25 protein-coding genes, 1 pseudogene and 2 riboswitches are annotated in these 19,563 nt (G+C 53.6%); of the genes and pseudogenes, 1 reads left to right on the top strand and 25 read right to left on the bottom strand.

Annotated elements, in window-relative coordinates; genetic code table 11:
- Positions 1–127 precede the first annotated feature (127 nt).
- The 5 genes from LKD23_RS06650 to LKD23_RS06630 form a co-directional block, all read right to left on the bottom strand.
- Complete coding sequence (locus LKD23_RS06650; RefSeq protein ID WP_227620981.1) at positions 128–895, bottom strand: helix-turn-helix domain-containing protein; 768 nt, start codon at positions 893–895, stop codon at positions 128–130.
- Between the two features lie 280 nt (positions 896–1,175).
- Positions 1,176–1,703, bottom strand: a complete 528-nt coding sequence (locus LKD23_RS06645) for a QueT transporter family protein (protein ID WP_227620980.1) — start codon at positions 1,701–1,703, stop codon at positions 1,176–1,178.
- A 7-nt stretch (positions 1,704–1,710) separates the two neighbouring features.
- Positions 1,711–1,812: riboswitch (PreQ1-III riboswitch) on the bottom strand.
- Between the two features lie 113 nt (positions 1,813–1,925).
- Positions 1,926–2,816 carry a DegV family protein gene (locus tag LKD23_RS06640; protein ID WP_330221111.1) on the bottom strand — a complete coding sequence of 297 codons (891 nt, stop codon included), beginning with the start codon at positions 2,814–2,816 and terminating at the stop codon, positions 1,926–1,928.
- Positions 2,807–3,313 carry a tRNA (cytidine(34)-2'-O)-methyltransferase gene (locus LKD23_RS06635; protein WP_227620978.1) on the bottom strand — a complete coding sequence of 169 codons (507 nt, stop codon included), beginning with the start codon at positions 3,311–3,313 and terminating at the stop codon, positions 2,807–2,809. Before LKD23_RS06635 ends, LKD23_RS06640 begins: the two co-directional genes overlap by 10 nt.
- 10 nt (positions 3,314–3,323) lie before the next feature.
- A complete protein-coding gene (locus LKD23_RS06630; protein ID WP_227620977.1) occupies positions 3,324–4,157 on the bottom strand; it encodes a PfkB family carbohydrate kinase in 834 nt (277 codons plus the stop codon).
- 185 nt (positions 4,158–4,342) lie between these two features.
- Here LKD23_RS06630 and LKD23_RS06625 point away from each other — a divergent pair, with 185 nt between their 5' ends.
- Positions 4,343–4,552, top strand: coding sequence for a hypothetical protein (locus tag LKD23_RS06625; protein ID WP_227620976.1), 210 nt, complete (start codon positions 4,343–4,345; stop codon positions 4,550–4,552).
- Between the two features lie 179 nt (positions 4,553–4,731).
- Here the strand turns inward: LKD23_RS06625 and LKD23_RS06620 are convergent, their stop codons facing one another.
- The 20 genes and pseudogenes from LKD23_RS06620 to LKD23_RS06525 form a co-directional block, all read right to left on the bottom strand.
- Positions 4,732–5,472: an energy-coupling factor transporter transmembrane component T family protein gene (locus LKD23_RS06620; RefSeq protein WP_227620975.1), complete on the bottom strand. Its 741-nt coding sequence runs from the start codon at positions 5,470–5,472 to the stop codon at positions 4,732–4,734.
- Complete coding sequence (locus LKD23_RS06615) at positions 5,473–6,984, bottom strand: ABC transporter ATP-binding protein (protein ID WP_227620974.1); 1,512 nt, start codon at positions 6,982–6,984, stop codon at positions 5,473–5,475.
- Between the two features lie 3 nt (positions 6,985–6,987).
- Positions 6,988–7,587, bottom strand: a complete 600-nt coding sequence (locus tag LKD23_RS06610) for an ECF transporter S component (RefSeq protein ID WP_227620973.1) — start codon at positions 7,585–7,587, stop codon at positions 6,988–6,990.
- 1 nt (position 7,588) lies between these two features.
- The gene (locus LKD23_RS06605; protein WP_227620972.1) at positions 7,589–8,233 is read right to left on the bottom strand and encodes a YkoF family thiamine/hydroxymethylpyrimidine-binding protein; all 645 of its coding nucleotides are present in this window, start codon (positions 8,231–8,233) and stop codon (positions 7,589–7,591) included.
- Between the two features lie 94 nt (positions 8,234–8,327).
- A riboswitch (TPP riboswitch) is annotated at positions 8,328–8,426 on the bottom strand.
- A gap of 130 nt (positions 8,427–8,556) precedes the next feature.
- A complete protein-coding gene (locus tag LKD23_RS06600; RefSeq protein WP_227620971.1) occupies positions 8,557–9,327 on the bottom strand; it encodes a TraX family protein in 771 nt (256 codons plus the stop codon).
- Positions 9,328–9,363: 36 nt separating this feature from the next.
- Complete coding sequence (locus LKD23_RS06595; protein ID WP_227620970.1) at positions 9,364–10,170, bottom strand: AAC(3) family N-acetyltransferase; 807 nt, start codon at positions 10,168–10,170, stop codon at positions 9,364–9,366.
- 73 nt (positions 10,171–10,243) lie between these two features.
- On the bottom strand, positions 10,244–10,714 hold the full coding sequence (locus LKD23_RS06590; protein WP_227620969.1) for a GNAT family N-acetyltransferase: 471 nt from the start codon (positions 10,712–10,714) through the stop codon (positions 10,244–10,246).
- A gap of 80 nt (positions 10,715–10,794) precedes the next feature.
- Complete coding sequence (locus LKD23_RS06585) at positions 10,795–11,247, bottom strand: PPC domain-containing DNA-binding protein (RefSeq protein ID WP_227620968.1); 453 nt, start codon at positions 11,245–11,247, stop codon at positions 10,795–10,797.
- Positions 11,225–11,605, bottom strand: a pseudogene (locus tag LKD23_RS06580) (GDP-mannose 4,6-dehydratase); the annotation flags it as partial. The gene LKD23_RS06585 and the pseudogene LKD23_RS06580, both read right to left, overlap by 23 nt.
- A 396-nt stretch (positions 11,606–12,001) precedes the next feature.
- Positions 12,002–12,199 (bottom strand): hypothetical protein, encoded by a 198-nt coding sequence (locus LKD23_RS06575; protein ID WP_097777544.1) that lies wholly within the window; start codon positions 12,197–12,199, stop codon positions 12,002–12,004.
- Positions 12,183–12,593 carry a BrnT family toxin gene (locus LKD23_RS06570; protein WP_227620967.1) on the bottom strand — a complete coding sequence of 137 codons (411 nt, stop codon included), beginning with the start codon at positions 12,591–12,593 and terminating at the stop codon, positions 12,183–12,185. The genes LKD23_RS06575 and LKD23_RS06570 overlap by 17 nt, the downstream gene beginning before the upstream one ends.
- Before the next feature lie 145 nt (positions 12,594–12,738).
- Positions 12,739–13,053 (bottom strand): helix-turn-helix domain-containing protein, encoded by a 315-nt coding sequence (locus LKD23_RS06565; protein WP_227620966.1) that lies wholly within the window; start codon positions 13,051–13,053, stop codon positions 12,739–12,741.
- 60 nt (positions 13,054–13,113) lie between these two features.
- Complete coding sequence (locus LKD23_RS06560) at positions 13,114–13,485, bottom strand: hypothetical protein (RefSeq protein ID WP_227620965.1); 372 nt, start codon at positions 13,483–13,485, stop codon at positions 13,114–13,116.
- Positions 13,486–13,499: 14 nt separating this feature from the next.
- Positions 13,500–13,652 (bottom strand): hypothetical protein, encoded by a 153-nt coding sequence (locus LKD23_RS06555; protein WP_227620964.1) that lies wholly within the window; start codon positions 13,650–13,652, stop codon positions 13,500–13,502.
- On the bottom strand, positions 13,645–14,505 hold the full coding sequence (locus LKD23_RS06550) for an AAA family ATPase (RefSeq protein WP_227620963.1): 861 nt from the start codon (positions 14,503–14,505) through the stop codon (positions 13,645–13,647). The genes LKD23_RS06555 and LKD23_RS06550 overlap by 8 nt, the downstream gene beginning before the upstream one ends.
- On the bottom strand, positions 14,480–15,325 hold the full coding sequence (locus LKD23_RS06545; protein WP_489705729.1) for a glycosyltransferase family 4 protein: 846 nt from the start codon (positions 15,323–15,325) through the stop codon (positions 14,480–14,482). Before LKD23_RS06545 ends, LKD23_RS06550 begins: the two co-directional genes overlap by 26 nt.
- Before the next feature lie 43 nt (positions 15,326–15,368).
- Complete coding sequence (locus LKD23_RS06540) at positions 15,369–16,382, bottom strand: hypothetical protein (protein WP_227620962.1); 1,014 nt, start codon at positions 16,380–16,382, stop codon at positions 15,369–15,371.
- Positions 16,383–16,536: 154 nt separating this feature from the next.
- Positions 16,537–16,974, bottom strand: a complete 438-nt coding sequence (locus LKD23_RS06535; protein ID WP_227620961.1) for a hypothetical protein — start codon at positions 16,972–16,974, stop codon at positions 16,537–16,539.
- 50 nt (positions 16,975–17,024) lie between these two features.
- Positions 17,025–17,729 carry an integrase gene (locus LKD23_RS06530; RefSeq protein WP_227620960.1) on the bottom strand — a complete coding sequence of 235 codons (705 nt, stop codon included), beginning with the start codon at positions 17,727–17,729 and terminating at the stop codon, positions 17,025–17,027.
- The gene (locus LKD23_RS06525; RefSeq protein WP_227620959.1) at positions 17,722–19,563 is read right to left on the bottom strand and encodes a recombinase family protein; all 1,842 of its coding nucleotides are present in this window, start codon (positions 19,561–19,563) and stop codon (positions 17,722–17,724) included. Before LKD23_RS06525 ends, LKD23_RS06530 begins: the two co-directional genes overlap by 8 nt.

Genomic DNA, 19,563 nt, shown 5'->3' with positions numbered 1-19,563 from the left:
GAGCTGTTGGGGCAGCGGCCAGCAGGATGCAAGCGACAGCGAAGCAGACGCTGGGTGCCGCAACCCGGCCTTGGCGCGGAGCGCCTGAGAGGTTGTACGAAGGACAGCCTTTCCGAAAGCCTCTCCCTCACTCAAACCTCTTCGCCGGTATCACGATAGCCCCGAACAGCGAGGCGATATACACCACCAGCACCGCGACCCACACCTGCCAGCCGGTAGCGCGCTCGAGCAGGACAGCCCCCGCCGTGCAGGGCGGCACCAGCACCAGCGACGCCATCGACCAGACCCGGAACGCCCGCAGGATATGCTTCCAGTTGCGGTTGTTGTAGTACACCCCCGGGATGTGGATGTGGAACGCACCCTGTGCAAAGTTGCAGATGCGGTTCTCGTCGTAGTAGCGGGGCAGGGTCTCGGCCATCCAGAACATGGCATATGCCCCGTAGACGACGCCGAAAACCACACCGATGATGAGCAGAGCCAGCGCTCCCTCGATGTCGGCCAGTCCCGCTGCCCAGACGGCCAGCGCTCCGGCAACGCCCAGCACGCAGCAGATGACATACACCGGCAGATACTTCCTCGTCCGCGCCTGACGGCGCTCCGGCGGCTCTGCCGAAAACGTCAGCGCCTTGCGGATAAGCTCCTCCGTCTCCTCGCGGGTGAAGCGCCGCTCCTCCTCTACCCTGCGGCCCTGCAAAAGCTCGGCCACCGTCGCGTTCAGCTGCTCGGCCAGCGGCACCAGCAGCGAGATGTCGGGTACGCTCTGCCCCCGCTCCCACTTGCTGACGGCCTTGTCGGACACATACAGCGTCGCGGCAAGCTCCTTCTGGGTCATCCCCTTTTCCCTGCGCAGCTGAGCCAGAAAGCGGCCAAATGCGGCTTTGTCCAGTTCGTACATATCTTCTGCCTCCTTGCGGGCGTCTGCCGCCCATTTCTGGTCTTATTGTACCGGGCCGCATCCTCCCGCGCAACCGACGGGCGGTAGAATCATCGCTCCTCCGTCTCTTTTGCAAAGAAAGAAACGCCGCACGGTCTCCCGCGCAGCGCTTCGTATCGTATCGCTTCCCGCCGCAGCCGCCCGAAAGGCCGAGCAACTCGGTAAAATAGCCTTTCAGGCTCGGACAGGCGGCCTGCTCGATCAGGCACGCCCGCCGGGACGGCGCGGGAGCGTCTTATATTCAGGCTTCGAAGACCTTCCTGACCGAAGGGCTGGCCTCGATGATGCGGACCAGCAGGACGCCCAGCACGGTGCAGCTGATCAGCTCGCCGATGCCCACGGAGATGCCGTTGGTGATGCAGGCCAGCCAGAGGGGGGCGCTGGAAGAGGGGTCCGGGAACATCACCGCGATCTCGATGCCGATGATGACGGCATTGAAGACCACCGGGGGCAGCGAGGCTGCGACAGCCAGACCCTTGAAGCGGATGTTCCGCAGCTTGTAGGTCACGAGGCAGGCCAGCAGGGTGGCCAGCGTGCCGAAGATGACGTCCACGATGGTGGATCCGAGCAGGTTTGCGAGGAAGCAGCCCAGCACCACGCCGAAGATGTACTCTGCGCCGAACACCGGCAGCAGGCAGAGGGCCTCGGCCACACGCACCTGCACCGCGCCGTAAGAGAACGGCTGCAGCGCCATGCAGAGCACGACGTAGAGGGCTGCGACCATGCCGCAGCGGGCCAGTTTACGGACAGAAAGATTCTGATTCTTCATACTATAACTCCAGCGGTTTGATTTTGACCGCGCAGGGACCGCCAGCCCCTGTGGGTTTGGCCCGGCATGGTTCGAGACACGCCGGGGAGCCTAAAATCCTAAGTTGCTCTTTGAGACACCGTGCCCGCAGGCACAACTCAAGTAATTATATCATAGTTTGAGCCGGGATGCAACGGCTGCACGAAAAAAGACTGCCGCACAGCAGCAGTCTTCCAGCGGGACTCAGCCCCGGGGCTTGCCCACATAGACCAGCGCAAGGGTGTCGGGGCCGGTGTTGGCCGAGACGACGCCGCCCAGATCAAAGGTGGTGAGGGGGGCTTTGCCGAACGCCCTGCGGCAGGCCTTTTCCAGCTCCACGGCCTGCGGGATGGAGGTGTGGCCGATCATATAGTCGAAGTCCTCCACCCCCTCGGTGCGCTTTTTGCACAGGTCGATCATGGCGGGTATGACCTTGTCGTCGCCGCGCACCTTGCTCTCCACCTTGGTCTTGCCGTCGATGAGGGTGATGATGGGGCGGATGCCCATCAGCTCGCCCATGACGGCGGCAGCGGCGGAGATGCGGCCGCTCTTCTTCATCTGCTTGAGGCTGTAGGGTCCAAGGATGACCTCCATCTTGTTCATCTGTGCCTCGAACTCGCCGATGACGTGGCGGAGCTCCGCGCCGTTCTGCAGCTTGCGGGCCATCTCGCAGACATACCAGCCGAACACCATCGAGTAGGTGTGGGGGTCCAGCAGGTGGATGTTCAGGTGGTGCTCCGGGCGCTCCTCCCGCAGCATCCCCTGCGCCATGACGGCGTTGTTGTAGGTGGAGGAGCCGGAGCGGTTGATGGGCACATGGATGACGTCGGTGTAGCCCTCGTCCACATACTGGCAGTACTTCTCACAGAACTGGATGGGGGTGATGGCAGCCGTGGAGGGGATGCCCTTAGCGGCCCGCATCTTGTCGTAGAACTCCTCGGGGGTGTATTTCTCGCGCTCCACAATATCCTCGTCGTCCAGCAGGATATGGAAGCCCATGATGTCGATGCCGTATTTTTCGGCCAGCTCCTGCGGGATGTCGCAGGAGGAGTCGGTCAGAATCGCAATTTTGCTCATAGTATCCCTCATTTCCATTCATAATCTCGCAGATGGCCGTGGTCCAGCAGCTCCGGAAAATCCCACTGGCGCAGCACCTCGTACACACCCACAGCGACGCTGTTGGACAGGTTCAGGCTGCGGCAGGTGTCCCGCATGGGCATCCGGATGCAGTGCTCCTGATTGGCTGCCAGCAGCGCTTCCGGCAGCCCGGCGTCCTCCCGGCCAAACACGAGGTAGGCCCCGTCCGGGTAGGCGACGTCGGTGTAGCGCTGGGGCGCTTTGGTCGTAAAGTAGTAGAACGGCCCGGCGTTCCGGGCGAAGAAGTCGTCCAGACCATCATAATAGCTGATGTCCAGATAGTGCCAGTAGTCCAGCCCGGCGTGCTTGAGCTTCCGGTCGTCGATGGCAAAGCCCATCGGCCCCACCAGATGGAGGCGGCAGGCCGTGCAGGCGCAGGTGCGGGCCACGTTGCCGGTGTTCTGCGGGATGCGCGGCTCCACCAGCACGATGTTCAGGGTCGGTTTTTTGCTCATATCCGCCGCCTCACTCTTCCCGCAGCGGGCACAGCCGGGGCAGCAGAGGCTCGAACCAGACGCCGAAGCGGGTGTCCTGGTCATAGGGCGTCTTCTGGATGGCCAGCGCCACAAATTCCGCTGCATTGTCTGCCGCCGCGCTCAGGGCGTTGCCCTGAATCAGCGAGCCGATGAGCACCGCGCCGTAGAGGTCGCCCGTGCCGGGGAAATTGCGGGCGATGTGCAGCTTTTTGACCACGAAGCGTTCGCGGCCCGCACCGGCGCAGGCAATGTACTTGTCCAGCTGTAAGCCCGTGACCACCACGTTAGGGGCCAGCGCCGCCGCCAGCTCGTCGGCCAGCGCCTGTGCGCCCGCCTCGTCCAGCGGGTCGGGCAGGGGCTTTTCCAGCAGCAGCCCGGCCTCGGTGGCGTTGGGCAGGATAAGGTCGGCCCGGCGGCAGAGCTGCCGCATCCGGTCGATGAAGGCCGGGGTGACGGTGGTGTAGGCCCTGCCGTTATCCCCCATCACGGGGTCTACCACCTTGTAGGCCGAGGGCCAGAGGTCGAAGGCTTTCTCGGCCAGCGCGGCCTGCGCCTCGCCCCCGAGGTAGCCGGTGTAAATGCAGTCAAAGCTCAGCCCCAGCTCCCGGTAGTGCTCCAGCGCGGCCTCCCCGTAGGCGCAGCCGTCCAGACGAGCCGGAGCGCCAAAGCCGCCGGTGTGGGTGGAGAGCATCACCGTGGGCAGGGCCACCGGCTGGATGCCCATGACGCTGAGCACCGGCAGGATGACCGCCAGACTACAGCGCCCCACGCCGGAAAGGTCGTGGATACAGAGAACTTTTTTCGGTTCTGTTATCTTCAGCAAAAAAGAAACCTCCTTCGCAGGATATGCCTTTTCCCATAAGCCGGGCCAGCCCACAGCCAGCCCAGTTTATCAGAATATGATACAGTATACCACATTTTCCTGCACAAAAAAAGCGTATAGTGAATCCTTTGGTGGAAATACTAGCCTCACCGCCCAAAATTTCCGATTCGAAAGGAGTTTCTCCCATGAAAAACGAACACGCAAGCTCCACCGCCCCGCTCCTGCTCGGCATGGCCGCCGGGGCCGCACTGGGTGCTGCCGGCGTCATGGCCACCAACACCAGCCAGCGCCAGATGCGCCGCACCGCCCGCAAGCTGGCGAAGGGCGCCGAGCACGCCGTGAGCCAGCTGGACAAGATGGTGGATGATTTCGTCGAGCGCCGGATGGACGGCTGACCGGGCCGATACAACAGCACCCCGGCTTTCCCTTTTTAAGGGAGGCCGGGGTGCTGCTGTCTGTCGGGGCAGAAGGCTTTGCGCCGTACCGCCGATTTTATTTCAGGTATGCTTCCGCGCTCTTGGAGATCTCTGCCTCCACCTTCTCGGCGGCTTCCTTATTATGATGGAAACCCACCTCAGAGATTTAGAAACAGCATTCCAAGCACCACGCCGCCCACCATAAGCGCGGCAATGGCCAAGTCGTACCAGTGCACCCGGGGCACTGTATAGTAGGTACGCGGTGCCTCCCCGCAGAAGCCCTTGGACTCCATGGCCATGGCGATGGACTCCGACCATCGGACGCTGTTGACCAGCATCGTGAAGACCGGCTTCATGGAGAGCGGCCCCATTTTCAGACCACGCACCGCAAAAGCTGTGCGCACCTGCGCATACTCCCGTGCCATTCCCGGCATCAGGTGGAACGCCGCCAAGATGCCATAGGCAAACTTAGGCGGGAGGTGGCACTGGTGGAGCAGGCTCGCAATAAAGAAATCGCCCTCGGTGGAAAGCGCGAACAGGATGCCCAGCCCCGCATAGGCCAGCAGACGGGTCGCCAGCTGCAGCGCCGTATACAGGTTCTGGGACATTGCCGCACGCACGCTGTAAGGCATGGCCGACAGACTGCTCATATCTACGATCTGCGTGCTGCCGCCCCGGGCATAGTAAAGGCCCATTACAAACAAGCCAAATGCCGCGACGCAGGCAGGAAGCAGGATGACACCGATCTTTTTCAGGCTTACCCGGGAGCAGAACACCAACAGCAACAGGCAGACGGCCAGTACCAGCAGGTTCAGGCTGACCAGATACTCGAATGAGAGCAGAATGACACAGACCAGCACCGTAAATGCTTTTACGGTAGGATTCCAGCGTTCCAGCATTTACAGCACCTCCCCGGCGGTTTTTTCCACCAGCATGGTGTCTTCCAGCCGGTAGATTTTATCGGCCCAAGCCGCAGCCAGCTCGGTATCGTGGGTGATGAAGATTACCGTCAGTCCCTCCTGCTCCACTTTCTCCCGCAGATGCTCCATGATCGCGTTCACCGAGCGGGAATCCTGACCATAGGTAGGTTCATCCAGTAAGAGCAGCTCCTGTCCGCCTGCCAACACCGAGAGGACAGCCAGCCGCCGCTGCTGGCCCTGACTGAGCATATAGGGCGAATAGCGCCGCTGCCGTTTCAGGCCGTAGCGGTCCAGCAATTCCTCGGCACGCTGGCGGCAGGCTTCGTCAGAGAGGCCCGGCTCCCAGAGTCGCAGCCCCACACAGACCTCGTCCTCCACATTCTGGGTGACGAATTGGTTCGCAGGGTTCTGGAAAACGATGCCAATATGGCGATACAGCTCTTTAAGCTTCATTTTTTCAATGTCCCGCCCCTGAAACAAGATCTGTCCCGTGTAGGGGTGCTGCCTGAGCACCGAGAGAAACGTGGTGGTCTTTCCGGTGCCACTGGGGCCAAGAACAGCGGTCATACAGCCCGCCGGGAAATCCGCATCCGTATTCTGCACCAAAAAGGGAGCATCGTACACCGGTCGGCCCCACTTGCGCCGGGTGGGCAGCCCCTTGCGGATGCTGACTCCCCGGAACTGCAGCAGCGGTTTGCCCTCTGCCGGGCGGGCCACAGTCCGTTCCGACCGGGAACCCGGGTAAAACAGGCCAAGCCGCTCAAAATCCGCGCGGTGCTCCGGCAGATTCTTGCAGTTGATGCTCCGGGCGGCCACTCTGCCGCCCTCTTCCAGCAGGATGATCTCATCCGCAGCCTCCAGCCAGAGGTCTGCCCTATGGTCGATGGCCAGAATGGTCCGGCCGGAGGCTTTCATTCTGAGCAGCATCTCCAGCAGCTGGATCGCCGCCTCGTGGTCCAGATTTGCAAAGCTTTCGTCCAGCAGGATGCAGCGGCTCTCCATGACATAGAGGCAGGAGAGAGCCGCTTTCTGTTTTTCGCCGCCGGACAGGGTCGAAAGGGGCTGATCCAGCAGCGGCGCGATGCCAAGCTCTGCGGCGGCCTGTTCGATTCGTTCATCCATCTTCCCGGCAGGGATACAGATGTTTTCCAGACAGAAGCGCATCTCCTCCCGCAGGGTATTCATGCAGAACTGCAAGTCGGGATTCTGGAACAGCACCGTCAGGTAGGCGGCGCGCTTCTGGGGGTCCAGCGTCTTTAGATCCTGCCCGTACAGCCGGATGATGCCGCTTTCCAAAAAGCCGCCGTTCTCAGGGTAGAGTCCTGCGGCCACCGCAGCCAGCGTGCTTTTTCCGCAGCCGCTGCCGCCCATCAGGACCGTAAGCGTCCCAGCCGGAATGGTCAGGCTGGTATGATCCAGAATGTTGCGCCTGCCTTTTTCCTGATAGCGGAACACGACATCTTCCAGCTCCAGCGCGAGATCAGCCGACATTCCTTAGTCCTCCAGATCCATGTCCTGCCCCTGTGCCACAGCATAGCCCTTCAGGACACCTGCCTTGACGAGGCCATCGGCCAGCATCGGGGTGATGAAGCCATCAAAGACGATGGCGCTGATGATCCGCACCACCAGCATGATGGCCAGCACGGGAACCGCGATCTTGCTGTAGCCGCTGATGAACAGGTTGTAGATCAGGGTGAGGACAGAGCAGATGACTGCGCCTTGGATCATGGTCAACCGGTCAAACTTTTTGTAGCGTTTCAGCGCAATGATAAGCTCAAAGCCAAGGCCCTGCACCAGACCGGACAGGATGATGATGGGTCCGAAATAGTTGCCGTACAGGCATTCCAGCACAGCCGCCAGCAGCTCCGCGATGAGGCCGGTGCCGGGCTTGCGCATGACATAGATACCGAATGCGCCTGCCATGAAGTAGATGCCATAGAACGGCTCATAGCCCAGAGAGGCCATGCCGAACGGGGTCAGCATCCCGTACAGGACGCCGCCGATGTAGGTGCAGCCAAGGTAGACCACGCCAAACAACACGGCGCTGATGGCGATCAACAGAACATCTTTCAGTTTCCAATTCTTCGTATTCATTTTAGTTTTCCTCCGTCGGGCTGTTGCAGTTCATGGTAAAGTGCAGGACATAGTGGTGGACTGCCGGGGCATTCTCCATCCGCTCACACACATGGGTCAGGTAGGTGAACACATCCTGCACGTCGCCGTCAATGCGGGTAGCGTAGTGAATGGTCTTGGGGTTCAGGCCCTCCTCCTGTGCCATATACCACACCTTGGCGATCTCGTCGATATACTGGGCATCGCCCAGCGGATACAGAGCCAGCTTGCAGTGGACCGGGAAGTGGATGTCCTTCACCAGCTCTGCATTGGGGGCTTCGCCCTCACGATTCAGTACTGTATCCCCGGACACGTCCCCCGGGCAGCCCTTGGAGAACTGTCCTTCCAGCGCCATGTGGACGCCGGGGCGGTAAGCGTTCAGGAACAGGGCCTGTACAGCGTCTGCCACATAGGGCAGCTTGCCGCGGTAGACCGTCGAAAGGGCATCCGTCTCGCTCCACACGGCGGAGGTGTCCGTCTTTTCCAGCGCGCCCAGAATGATCTCGATGTATTTATCCGACATCGGGTACAGGGTAAAGCGGCAGCCTGCAATGGGCAGTTCCGTGCCACGGCCTGCCCAGGGCAGGTCCGGACGGTTGCAGCCGGTACAGCAGTTTTCAGTTTTCATAGTCTTTCCTTCTTTTTTGTTTGTGCAAAATAAAAGGGATGCTTTTCGTCCGGAAAGCATCCCCCTTGCCAGCGAGTCAAACGGCCCACTGTATCAAGCAGCAGAAATGCATTTCCTACGCCGGTATTATCCGGATCAGGTGCAGGGAGTCGGGTGTGAACCCTCTCAGCATAAGGCCCCTCCAGCATTCTGATGATTCTCTTTTTATTGCCACTGCATAGCATACCGCAGCCGTGCAGAAATGTCAAATATTTGTTGCACTTTGGTGAAGGGTGGCGGCTTCCACTGTGATCATGGAGACGTTCATGGGCTTCTGGCGATGTCTATCGATTCACGAAATTCAGCGCCAGCACAAGCACCAGCATGTGCACAGGGTAAAAGGCATAGCAGGCATACTGGAATGGTTTGCTGTGGCAGCCCTGCCGCCCGCGATACAGCCAGATGGGCACCAGCGCCAGCAGCGCAAACCCCTGCTGGCAAAGCTCAAACTCCATGCCGAACAGCCGGATGGGGTACATCAACCCGCCCAGAAGCTCCACATTGATCCAGTACAGGGTCAACGCCTGTCCCAGCAGGCACCACCATTTCCGGCCCCGGAAGAGGTAGAAGGCGAACACAGTCAGCACGCCAGCGCCGTAGTAATCCGTCATACCCAGTGTTCCCAGCAGCGCTCCTGCTGCCACTACTACGGCACACACCGGCAGTGAGACCCAGAGCTTTTGCTTTTTGCGCACCGTTTCCATCAGATGCACACCCAAAAGCCCCAGCAGCAGCGTCCAGATCACGTTCTGGTGCACCGGGTAGAACCATGTCCCGCCATACATCAGGTCAAAGGGCACTTCCGAAAGCAGTGCAAACAGCAGCAGCCGCAGGGCATAACGCTTCAGGTTTCGGGTGTAAAAGTAGCCTTCTACCGCCATAAACGCAAAGATGGGAAACGCCAGCCGCCCGGCACAGGTCAGCCAGTCCTGCGCCGGCAGAAGGGTCGCCCAGAGGTGATCCATCAGCATCAGTGCCATGGCAATGATATGAAGTGCTGCTGCGCTAAGCTCAAAGCGGCTGACAGCAGAGGGTCTGCGGCTGTATGTCTGCATTCTGTTTTCCTCTTTCTCTTGTCGGGATTCTGTCTCTTATCGTGTTTCCGTGCACAGCTCCTTCCAGCGCTGCGCCGGGATCACCGGCTCGGTGACAAACGCCTCCGGGGCAGGGGCAAGGATGTGCCGCGTCACTCGAAAAAGCTCGTTCGCGTCGCACAAGATGCACGCCGCGTCGCCAAATTTTGTGTTTTTCGCTGCGCCACAGTCCAGATACGCCTGCTCCAGCTTGACGAAATCCTCCGAGATGTGGGGCTGCTGCGCATTGTAGTGGCGGCGCATATAAACGGTGTGCTCTGCCCCGGCTTCATCCACCACAGTGAGCTGCAAGGGCTTGTCGGTAAGCCGGTTGGGGACGTTCAGCACCTCCTCCACGCTGTGAAGGAAGGTGTTCCGGGCATGGCTGACGCCCAGCAGCAGGATCTTTCCACCGACCGCCCGCAGACGGTCGTAGCAGCCACCGGGGGTGCAGGGGGTGTTGTTTTCCAGTTCCCCTGCCAGATATTCTGCTGCGCCCCTGCCGCAGGCCGCGATGCTGTGCGTAGGATGAAGAGAACGCACTACCCCGGGCCGCTGCCGGAACAGTTCCGGCAGGATGCCCACGCAGCAGGGACTGCGGCGGACATCGAACACCGGGTGGTCCTGATCGATGGACTGCCATGTGTGGGTGGGCAGCAACAGCAGACCCTCCGCAAAGAACTCCATCAGCGCGTCCAGAACCGTGTCTGCACCGCCCTCGACAGCACCAATGGACTTCATGGAGGAGTGGATGAGAATGGTCTCAGTGCCAGTCAGCCCCATGGCAGCAAGATCCTGCTGGAGGGTCTGTTTTGTGTATGTCATGCGGTTTCTCCTTTTTCACATCGCGGTTTTTCAAAAATAGTACCCGATCAGAGCGTCATCGCTCTCACCCGATTCACAGGATGTACTCCATCTGCCGTTCCTTTGTTTTCATGCCCATCTTTTCGTAGAAGTGCTCTGCCGGGGTGTTTCCTGCCCAGACGTTCAGGGTCACTTCATAGCAGCCCAGTTCTTTTGCCTGCTGCTTCACATATTCAAACAGACTTTCTCCGATGTGCTGCCCCCGTGCCTGCCGGTCAACGCAAAGGTCATCAATAAACAACGACTTGAAGGGCACCATGTTGGTGGAAAAAGGCTGCTCCTGCATCTGACAGAAGGCATAGCCTCTGCACACATCATCCTCGTCTACGGCAACGTAGATGGGTTTCTCCTCCTGCTTCAGAAGCTCTTCCAGTTCACAGACGGTGTATTTGGTGGTGTCGGGAATAAAAATATCCGGGCGGATCTCTGCATGGATCTGCAATACCTGCCCCAGCAGGGCAAGGAGTCTTGGAATATCTTTTTCCTCTGCTTTCCGAATCTTCATTTCACTTTTCCTCAAAGCTTTTTCAAAGCTGCCCGTTTTCCGCGGTGGTTCCTATGTCGGCATCCACCGGCAGCTTATCCTCAAACATTCTCTTTATCAGACTGGAATTGGAACAGGTTCAGCCCGGTAACAGGGTCATACGCACGGTCTACCGTTCCGTCCAGAACATCGACCACCATCTCGCAGGTGGCGCTGACCACTGCCCGGTTCAGATGTCCGCCGAACACCTCGCCCTTGTCGTTCCCGGCGCTCATATGCAGGTGGGTGTAAAATTCACCGTTCATGGTGTTGATGGTGCCGGTCAGAGAAACGATCTCAAAGCTGCCGCTGAAGGTGTTGGCGTAGTATCTCTTTTCCGCCACATTGTACACGCCCACCGTAAAGCTGTTGGTAGCCCCTAGTGCCTGAACGGCGGCGAGGCGGATGTTTTCCTTCAGCGCAAGCTCCTTTACTTTTTCAAGGATTTCCTCGTCCTTATCGATGCGGACAATGATCTTACTGCCAAAGCGTTTCCAGAATGTTATAGAAGCCAATCAAGTTTGCTTCCACATAGGCATCAGGGTTCGTAATGGAATAGCGGACACCCGCCTGCGCACCGAGGTTCACTACGATTTCCGGCTTATACTGCTCAAAGATAGATTCGATCACAGCCTTGTCTGCCAGATTACCTTTTACGAAGCTGAAATTGTCAAACTGCTCCAATTCGTTCAAACGTGCTTCCTTCAGGCGCACATCATAATAGTGGTTCATGTTGTCCAGACCCACAACCTTGACACCCTCCACCGTGGAGAGCAGTCTCTTTGCAAGGTTAGAACCGATAAAACCAGCTACACCCGTGATAAAAACACTCTTGTTTCTCAGATTGATTTTCGTTTTATTTCCGTCATTCATGTACATTCTGCACTCCTCACTTTTTCTATATAAACAGCAACAAACCCACGGCGGATCGCACAAAGGCAATCCACCGTAGGCTTGAACTCTCCTGCAATCTTTATTTGCTGCTCCTTTTTGTGGGTCAAAACAGAGCTTCCAAAAGCCACCTACATATAACCCTCAGGATTTCCCGCTTCTTGCAGTTTTTCAACAAATAAAACATTTGAAGGACAACTCAAGCCGTCAAAACCATTTAGTTATCGTAGGTTTTCTTGGTTGACCCTATGCGGTTGTCAAGCAAGGAACAAAAAAATTTACAAAAAAATAAGCCCTACAAGGGTTTCAGTCGGTTCCGAACCGATCTGAGCCTTGTAGGGCTTACTTGCGCTCTATACGTTCTTTTCTTGATTATGATTATGCTCCATGGGCATCCATTCTGTTACGCGGCGGATTAACTCTTCTAAATTTAACCGCCCGCTCAGGTGTGGTTTCAGGGCAATCCGCATCAAACGTGATTGGCATTTTCTTTGCCGCTTCCAGTTCTGCGAGTTCTTCTTTTGTAAATGCAAGTTCCTGTTTCAGTTCCATAGACATTTCACTCGTTTTTACCATAATAAAGCCCCCTTTCAAATTCGGTAGCCATTCGTGCCGAAATCAATCTTGTCACATCTGTTTTTGTACCGCTTTCTTCAATTCTTACTCGTTCAGTATATACAACAAATAGTATTTCATTCACCTTTCCGATGAACTGGTCTATATTGCCAATCAATGCACCCTCTGCTTTTTGAGAAATCCGTCCAGCAGAAGTATCGCCTATGGTGTTATATCGATCTTCGTCATAGCTATGATCCTCATCATAAAACTCGATTCGGTCATAGTCAAAGAAGATACGCGCTGCACTCTTAAATGAAATTCCGTGTTTTTTAATATTTATCTGATTTTTATTATCATCGTATTCAAAGGCCATTCCTCCCAGTGAGAAACTAACCATCCTGTTATCTCCCATCGGCCTCACCGCCTCTCTCCGAGCTTCATAATCTCCCTATTATGCTTTCATCTTACCATAAAACGCCTTGCATATCAAGCTGGCAGATGTAAACTTTTCAACATAGATTTGTCCATATTGCTCTTTCTTGGCATCATGCCGTCCTTTAAATCGATGACTTTTTTCTGCTGGCAATCCCTTTGCCTCTCATTGTCTTCACTTCTTCTTCAAGGTAATAGTCACCATGATAGAATTTAGAAACATCCATATCAAGAGCTTCAATTACTCGACATGCCAAGCCAAAAGAAGAAGTCAAAATGTTTCTTTCCCCAGATTCCAGCCTTTGATATTGACGTAATGTTATTTTTGCGCGATTAGCAACCTCTTGTTGCGTCAGCCTTAATATTTGTCGTTTTTCCGATAAGACAGCCGCTGCCGTTGGAATTATCGTTTGAAAGCCATCTAAAATTCCGGCACTCATAGTATTAGCTCCCTTCATCACGTCCATTTGGACGTATTATACGACCAAATGGACGTGATGTCAAGTTGTACACTTTTGAGGCGAGAGGGCACTTTGTTCATCTTTTTCAAGCGAAATGATAACTGCATTTTTCTCGGCATCATACCGTCCTTTAAACTGATGGTCTTTTCCTGCCGCCAGGCCATTTGCTTCCAGCAACACCTGAATGAACTGTATTCCGTTAATCATCATCCGACACTGCCCATCGGTCAGTAGCTTGTCCGGGACCTTAAAGGACATGGGATGCTCCGCAGCACACGGCGTGATTGCAATAGACTTCCGATCTTTCCTCTGCAAAACGCAGATATAGGCCGGACTTCCAAGAATACGGATAACATCTTTCCCAACGTTCAATCTCCGGCTTTCCGCCGGAATTGTCACTCGCAGGTTCATAACTCGCCCAGAATTCATGTCGGCATTCCTCTTTCAGCAATCTCATTGCCCGATTGTTGTACGTTTTCAAGCTGTCCCGGTAAATCTGGCAAAGGTATATTTTCAGATTCTTCACGTTGCGGAATCGGTATTGAAGTAGTGCCTGCTTCTCGTTCGGGCTCATCCAATACAGTAGAACCCTGATACCCAAACTCCAGTTTTCCGTTTCTGCAATCTTTTTGGTGTAATATAGAGTCTGGTTTGTTCTGTATCAAATTTAGGTTCGGCGTCCGGCTGTTGTTTTTCAAAAAGCTGTGGCCTGCATTCCAGCCATCGAAAGCCCTTGTCGGCGGAAATGGAAAAACGGATGTCTTCTGCCGTAGGCGCAAGACTGTTTTTGATTTGATGTACGATTCTTATATCAGGATTCTCTGTATCTCGCTCCACCTGCAGGACGCTTCGTGCTGCTGCCACAACATCAATGCTGCCAAGGCTTCGGTACAGCCCTTTGGAGCCTTCTTTTTTGTTGAGGTGTCCAATCAGAACGATAGCGCAGTCGTAACCAGCAGCCCACATTCCAAGGCGGCGCATGAGTTTCCGCGCTCTGCCTGCGATTTGCAAATCCGAATCGCTGCCAAGATAAGCCTGAATCGGATCAATCACGACCAATCGAGGCCGAAATTCAATGATTGCCTGACGGATACGCTCATCGTCCAATGTGAGGCCGTTATAAACTTCTTCATTGATGAAAGCAATCTTCCTGCAGTCTGCTCCGCAGCGTTCCAGACGGGGCTTTATCGTATCCGAAACGCCATCCTCGGAGCACTGATAAATCACTTTTTGCGGCGCACCAATTTTGCATCCGTCCGGGGTCTTACCTCCTGTTGAAAGTTCCGCAATCAGATTTATCATCATGGTAGATTTTCCATCTCCAGGATCACCCTGTAGCAGTGTAATTTTCCCGATTGCAATAAAGGGATACCACAGCCACCGTACATCCGTTGACTGAACTTCGCTATACAGTGTCAGCAACCGTTCCATTTCGTTTGTCTTCCACAACCTCTGCGCACTCCGGAATATCCGAAACCAAACAGCAGTTGCCGTAGCTCATTGCTTCCAGTAGACTTAGCGGCATTCCTTCCAGATCAGACGGCAGCGTGTAGATGTAAGCATTGCTGTATAGTTCATCCAACATTGCTCCCTGCACAAACCCGGTAAAGAGAATCCGATCGTCCCCCTTCGCCAGTTCTTTCAATTCCTCCATAAAGGAATCCGTATCACTGGAGCCGCCTGCGATAACCAGCTTTTTATCCGTCTTGACATTCTTGAAGGCCTCAACCAGATATCGAATCCCCTTTTCCGGCACCAGACGACCGAGGAACAATATGTATGAGTCTTTTTTCAGCCCGAACTTCTCCGTAATCAGATTTGCTTCCCGAATCTGCGGCCTATTCACGCCATTGGGGATAAAGTGCGTTTCTCTTCCATAAGTTTCCTTAAAATAGTCCTGCACTCCTTTGCTCAGAACAATGACCTCGTCCGCATATTTCGCAGCATTTTTTTCGCCTTGGTGGATAAACTTAGAACCAAGTCCTGATTGCCATTTCTCGCGCTGCCAATCAATGCCATGGACGGTAACTACAACTCTTTTCCCAAACATCTTCGGCAGCCATGCAAAGAACGCCGGCCCTTCGGCATGGATGTGCACCACATCGTATTTTCCAAATGCACTATAAAGTGCCGCAAATGCGGAGGAGCTGACTGCCGCAAGTCCCCCTGATGTCAAGATAGGGACAAAAAATTTCTCAAAAAAGCAAAAAAATAAGCCCCACAAGGCTTTTCTGACAATTCTTTGAATCATCAGAGCCTTGTAGGGCTATCCGTTATCTTATACTATTTTGTTTTCACACTGCCTGTAATGGGGTGTTCTCCATTGTTTCCTTAAACTGCTCAACTGTCATTTTCGCTTTTGCCGCAGCACGCTCCAGCGGTAAATCACCCTCTCGAACAAGCTGAACCAGCATCCGAATCTCGCCAATTCCGATGCCTTCGATTCTGCCTTCCTGACGGCCTTCTTCACGACCTTCGGCTCTTACGCCTTGACTAAGATTGCACACTTCAAGCACCTCTCTTTCCAGTTCTTCGCTCATTGCAACGCCAAACTCTTCTTCCAGAATCTTCTTTTTCTCAGAACCTGATCTTGTGGAAGATAACAGCACTTCCATAAATTTCAGGATTCCCTTATGATTCTCTGTCCCTGGCTTGCCTAAACAAATCATTACGACACTCATCAAATCGTAGTTTTCGGTTTCTTCCTGCGCTTCTCCAATCAACTGTTCCGGTTTAATGGAGTACCGGGTAAGCGTGTTTTCAAAACCATCTGACGGCTGGGTACAAATCCAAATCGAATAGACCTTACGAATTTTCCCGTATTCGGATTTTGTAAAAATCGGGCCGTGCTGTGCAGAAATCATTCTGCTACAATAATAGATTGCCCGTTTCGTCAATGGGTATCCCGGCTTGAATTTTGTCTGTGCTTCCACATTGATAATCAGACGAATGACTTCTTCCTGTTCTGTGCTGTCCGCAGATTTCGGTGCGATTGCGTCAAAGCGAACATCGTAGAACAATGTTCCCTCGGTCAGCGTAGAATCCTCGTTGTTACTGCCCTTGATTACATCTGTTGACTTTTTGGGTCTGTTCGTATCATCGACATGAACACCAACAGAACCAACCTCCGGGGTTCCCTCGATGTATTTCGCAACAATATCATCTACGGTGCAATCGCTGTATTCATTCACACAGCCTTTCATGATCTGTGCCAGAATCTGTTTGTTTGCCAACAGCTTTTTCGCTGTTCTGTCATATCTCGAATCATACTCTGTCTGATCTATCGTGTGGGCAAGCTGATTTTCCATCGGCATTCACTTCCTCGCAGTAGATTCAACAAGAGCGTAAACTCTCCTATTGTGTTTCCATCTTACCATAATTCACCGCCCACATCAAGCGACTAACTGTAAACTTTTCTTGCGTGGAGTTGTCCATATTATTGCATTCTTCGCCACTGTTATATCATGGACAACTAATTATTCTAGAACCAACTGATGTAAGATTCACATTTTCAGTCAGCACTCTCCCGTTTTCTATCTGCATCGCATCCGTTATCTTAAACGAAACAAGCCGCTGCTGTGGAAAAGCTCTTCCGAGCAGCCGATAGGACATTTTCTTATCCCACCCAGAATCCCCGTAAATCATGCGAACCAATGCCATACACTTGATTTCACCGCTATTGGATTCATCCGGCTTTCCCACACGATGCGCTCCTGATTCTTCTGCTCCACACGCCTGTACAGCTATCTGTTTCATTTTGCGATTATACAGAAACCGATAGTGTGACGGCCATTCTAACGCTTCCAGCGTTTTTCTGAAGACCGTGATTCGTCCCTCTTCCTCGCAGAAACTCATGCCAAGTCCTGCCTGTTGCTCCGTTTTCTGTTCTGTTTTCTGCATACTGCTCACCTCCCGCAAATGGACAGACTATTCCCTTGTGCAACCGACAATTAGTCCTTTCCAGCTTCAGGAACGATCTTTCCTGTCAGAATCCCCATTGACACATACCCATCCATTTGCTGGACTTCAGATTCTTTTCGGTGTTCTTCCACAGGCACGCCAAAAGTTCCCACAATATCATCTGGGTAGAATCCTTTGCGGCTATCCACAGGTTTTGTTGCTGCAACATTATCCTGCGAATCTGCTGCATTCTTTTTTCTTCTCTGTCCTTCATGGAAAATTTCTGGCACAAGAAGATCAAAAACATACAAAGTTTCACCCTCAAATGTAATCCTGTACCCTAACATTTTATATCGGCACTCGCTGTCCCATCCCATTTCCTGATAAACTAAAGTCGCAAATGGCTTGCAGGACATCTTCCGGCTTTTGCGCTTATCCGGTTTTGCCACGCACCAACGCAGAGCGTCCTTGTCATTTTCATCACACCCACGAACAACGATACGCTTCAAATCATTGTTGAACATGACATGAACGTAGACCACATCCTCCAGCCCTGTGATACAGGCTGTATTGAATGTGATACTATCTTTACGAATCACGATTGCCGGGTCACGCAGATGGGCGAACAGTTCCTTTCGCACGACCTGGTAGCCATCATACGAAAAGGCACTTTCCAGTTCTTCCGCCCGTGCGTCTCTATCATCCTGCACAATCTGCTCCTCTGGCGGCATGATTGTTGTATTTTCTTCATTCATCTATATCAGTCCATCCTTCCATTATCTTCTCCGCTTCATGAAGCAGTTTATTTAGACTTTCTGCCGTAAATGTGTTCATTTCCTCTATCTCCGACGCAGGACGAAATACATCCCAGTTTCCTGCATAATTCTCCTGCCGTAAGATACCCACCTGCGCAATACTTGTAATCGGCTGTCCAAATGTTCCAGCCCACTCTGGTGGGAAAATGTAAATCTTCTTTTTGACCGTTTCGCCCTCATCTTCTTCGGCGCTTTCCTTTGGAGGCAGAACGATTTCTTCCACTTTAATCATTTCCGGCTCATCAAAGGCAAACAGCATCATTTTGTTATCACCCTGCTCCAAAAACTGACCACGGAACCGATAACGCAAATCCTCATCCCACTCCATGATGTCAAATAAAGCCTTTGCAAGTCCACGACATCCCAGAGTGCTGGCGCACCAGCGTCCCTCTTTCAGTCTGCCCCAACGTATAGCGTTTGGATTATTCTTGTCACAAGGGCGAATGGCAATGCAGCGGTCAACAGAATTTAACAGCAGCTCCACATATTCCACATTTTCAAACTTTTTTAAGCAAGCTGTGTTAAATCGCAATCGTCCATTAGAAATCGTCATGGCCGGATTCTGCATGGTAGAAAAATACTGCGCCCTGACTACTTCATAGCCCGTCAGATCAAGACGCTTTTTCACATCCGCAGTAACAGCAGCATCCGGTTCTTTCATCACGCTTTCAGAGGCTTCCCGGTATTCTTCTGCCGAAAAGCCTGTCCAATCCTTATCAAAAGGCACATATCCTCGCAAAATCCCATCTTCAACCACGCTTAACACGGGCAAGGGTCTGTTTTTCTTTGAATAATTGCGGGATGCCCGCAGATGATTGGCTGCATTGAAAACTTCTCTGGAAACAATGGCTTCATGGTGATTTTTCTGCCTGTACTGTGTTCGGTCATTATTGTTTTTCTTTGATTTATGTGTCAAAAAGTTCGGTGTAAAGGTCTTTCTTGCCAGTACATCACCACAATGGCGCTCATTTGCCAGAACACCTGCAAGTGTACCGGGATTCCACTCCACACGCCCCAGCTTCGTCTTACGGCTATACTCCATCAAAAGGGTTGCAATTTCCGTAAGCGAATATCCATTCAGGTACAGGTAGTAAATCACCTTTACTGTCTGCGCTTCCTCCGGGTTAATTACAAGGTTGCCTTCCTCGTCTTTATCGTATCCAAGCAATGCAGGGGTCAGGAACAAGCCACGGCTGAACCGCCGATCAATCGACCAGTTCATAATGATGGATTTGGAATGCGATTCTTCCTCTGCCACAGATGCCAGAATCGTCAGAATCATGCGTCCATTGCTGTCCAGCGTATAGATATTGTCTGCTTCAAATTTCACACCCACAGGCGGATTCAGATTTTTCAGAAGTTCAATCACAGAGAGGCAATCAACGATATTTCGAGCGAAACGGGCAATGGATTTTGTAAGAACGAGGTCAATCTTGCCTGCCTTGCAGTCCTCAATCAACTGTTGCATCCCTTTCCGGTGTTCCAGAGATGTGCCGCTGATGCCCTCATCCGCATAGATTCCAACAAATACCCATCCCGGCTGTGCCTGAATATAATCCGTATAATAGTTTTTCTGAAGTTCATACGAAGAAGTCTGTTCATCATTATCGGTAGAAACACGGATATATGCTGCCACACGCCGAATCACAGAACTTGTTTCCAGATCCTCTATGATTTTGGCGGGAATGACCTCCAATTCCGATATATCTACCCCCTTATAGCGGTCTCTGATTTTTTGCTTACGGTCTACTGCTTCTACTTCACCGGTAATCAT

The sequence above is a fragment of the Faecalibacterium butyricigenerans genome, from assembly GCF_020687345.1.
GTDB classification, from domain to species: Bacteria; Bacillota; Clostridia; order Oscillospirales; family Ruminococcaceae; genus Faecalibacterium; species Faecalibacterium butyricigenerans.
Note: the sequence above shows the minus strand (reverse complement) of the source record. Positions and strands in the feature narration are given on the sequence as shown.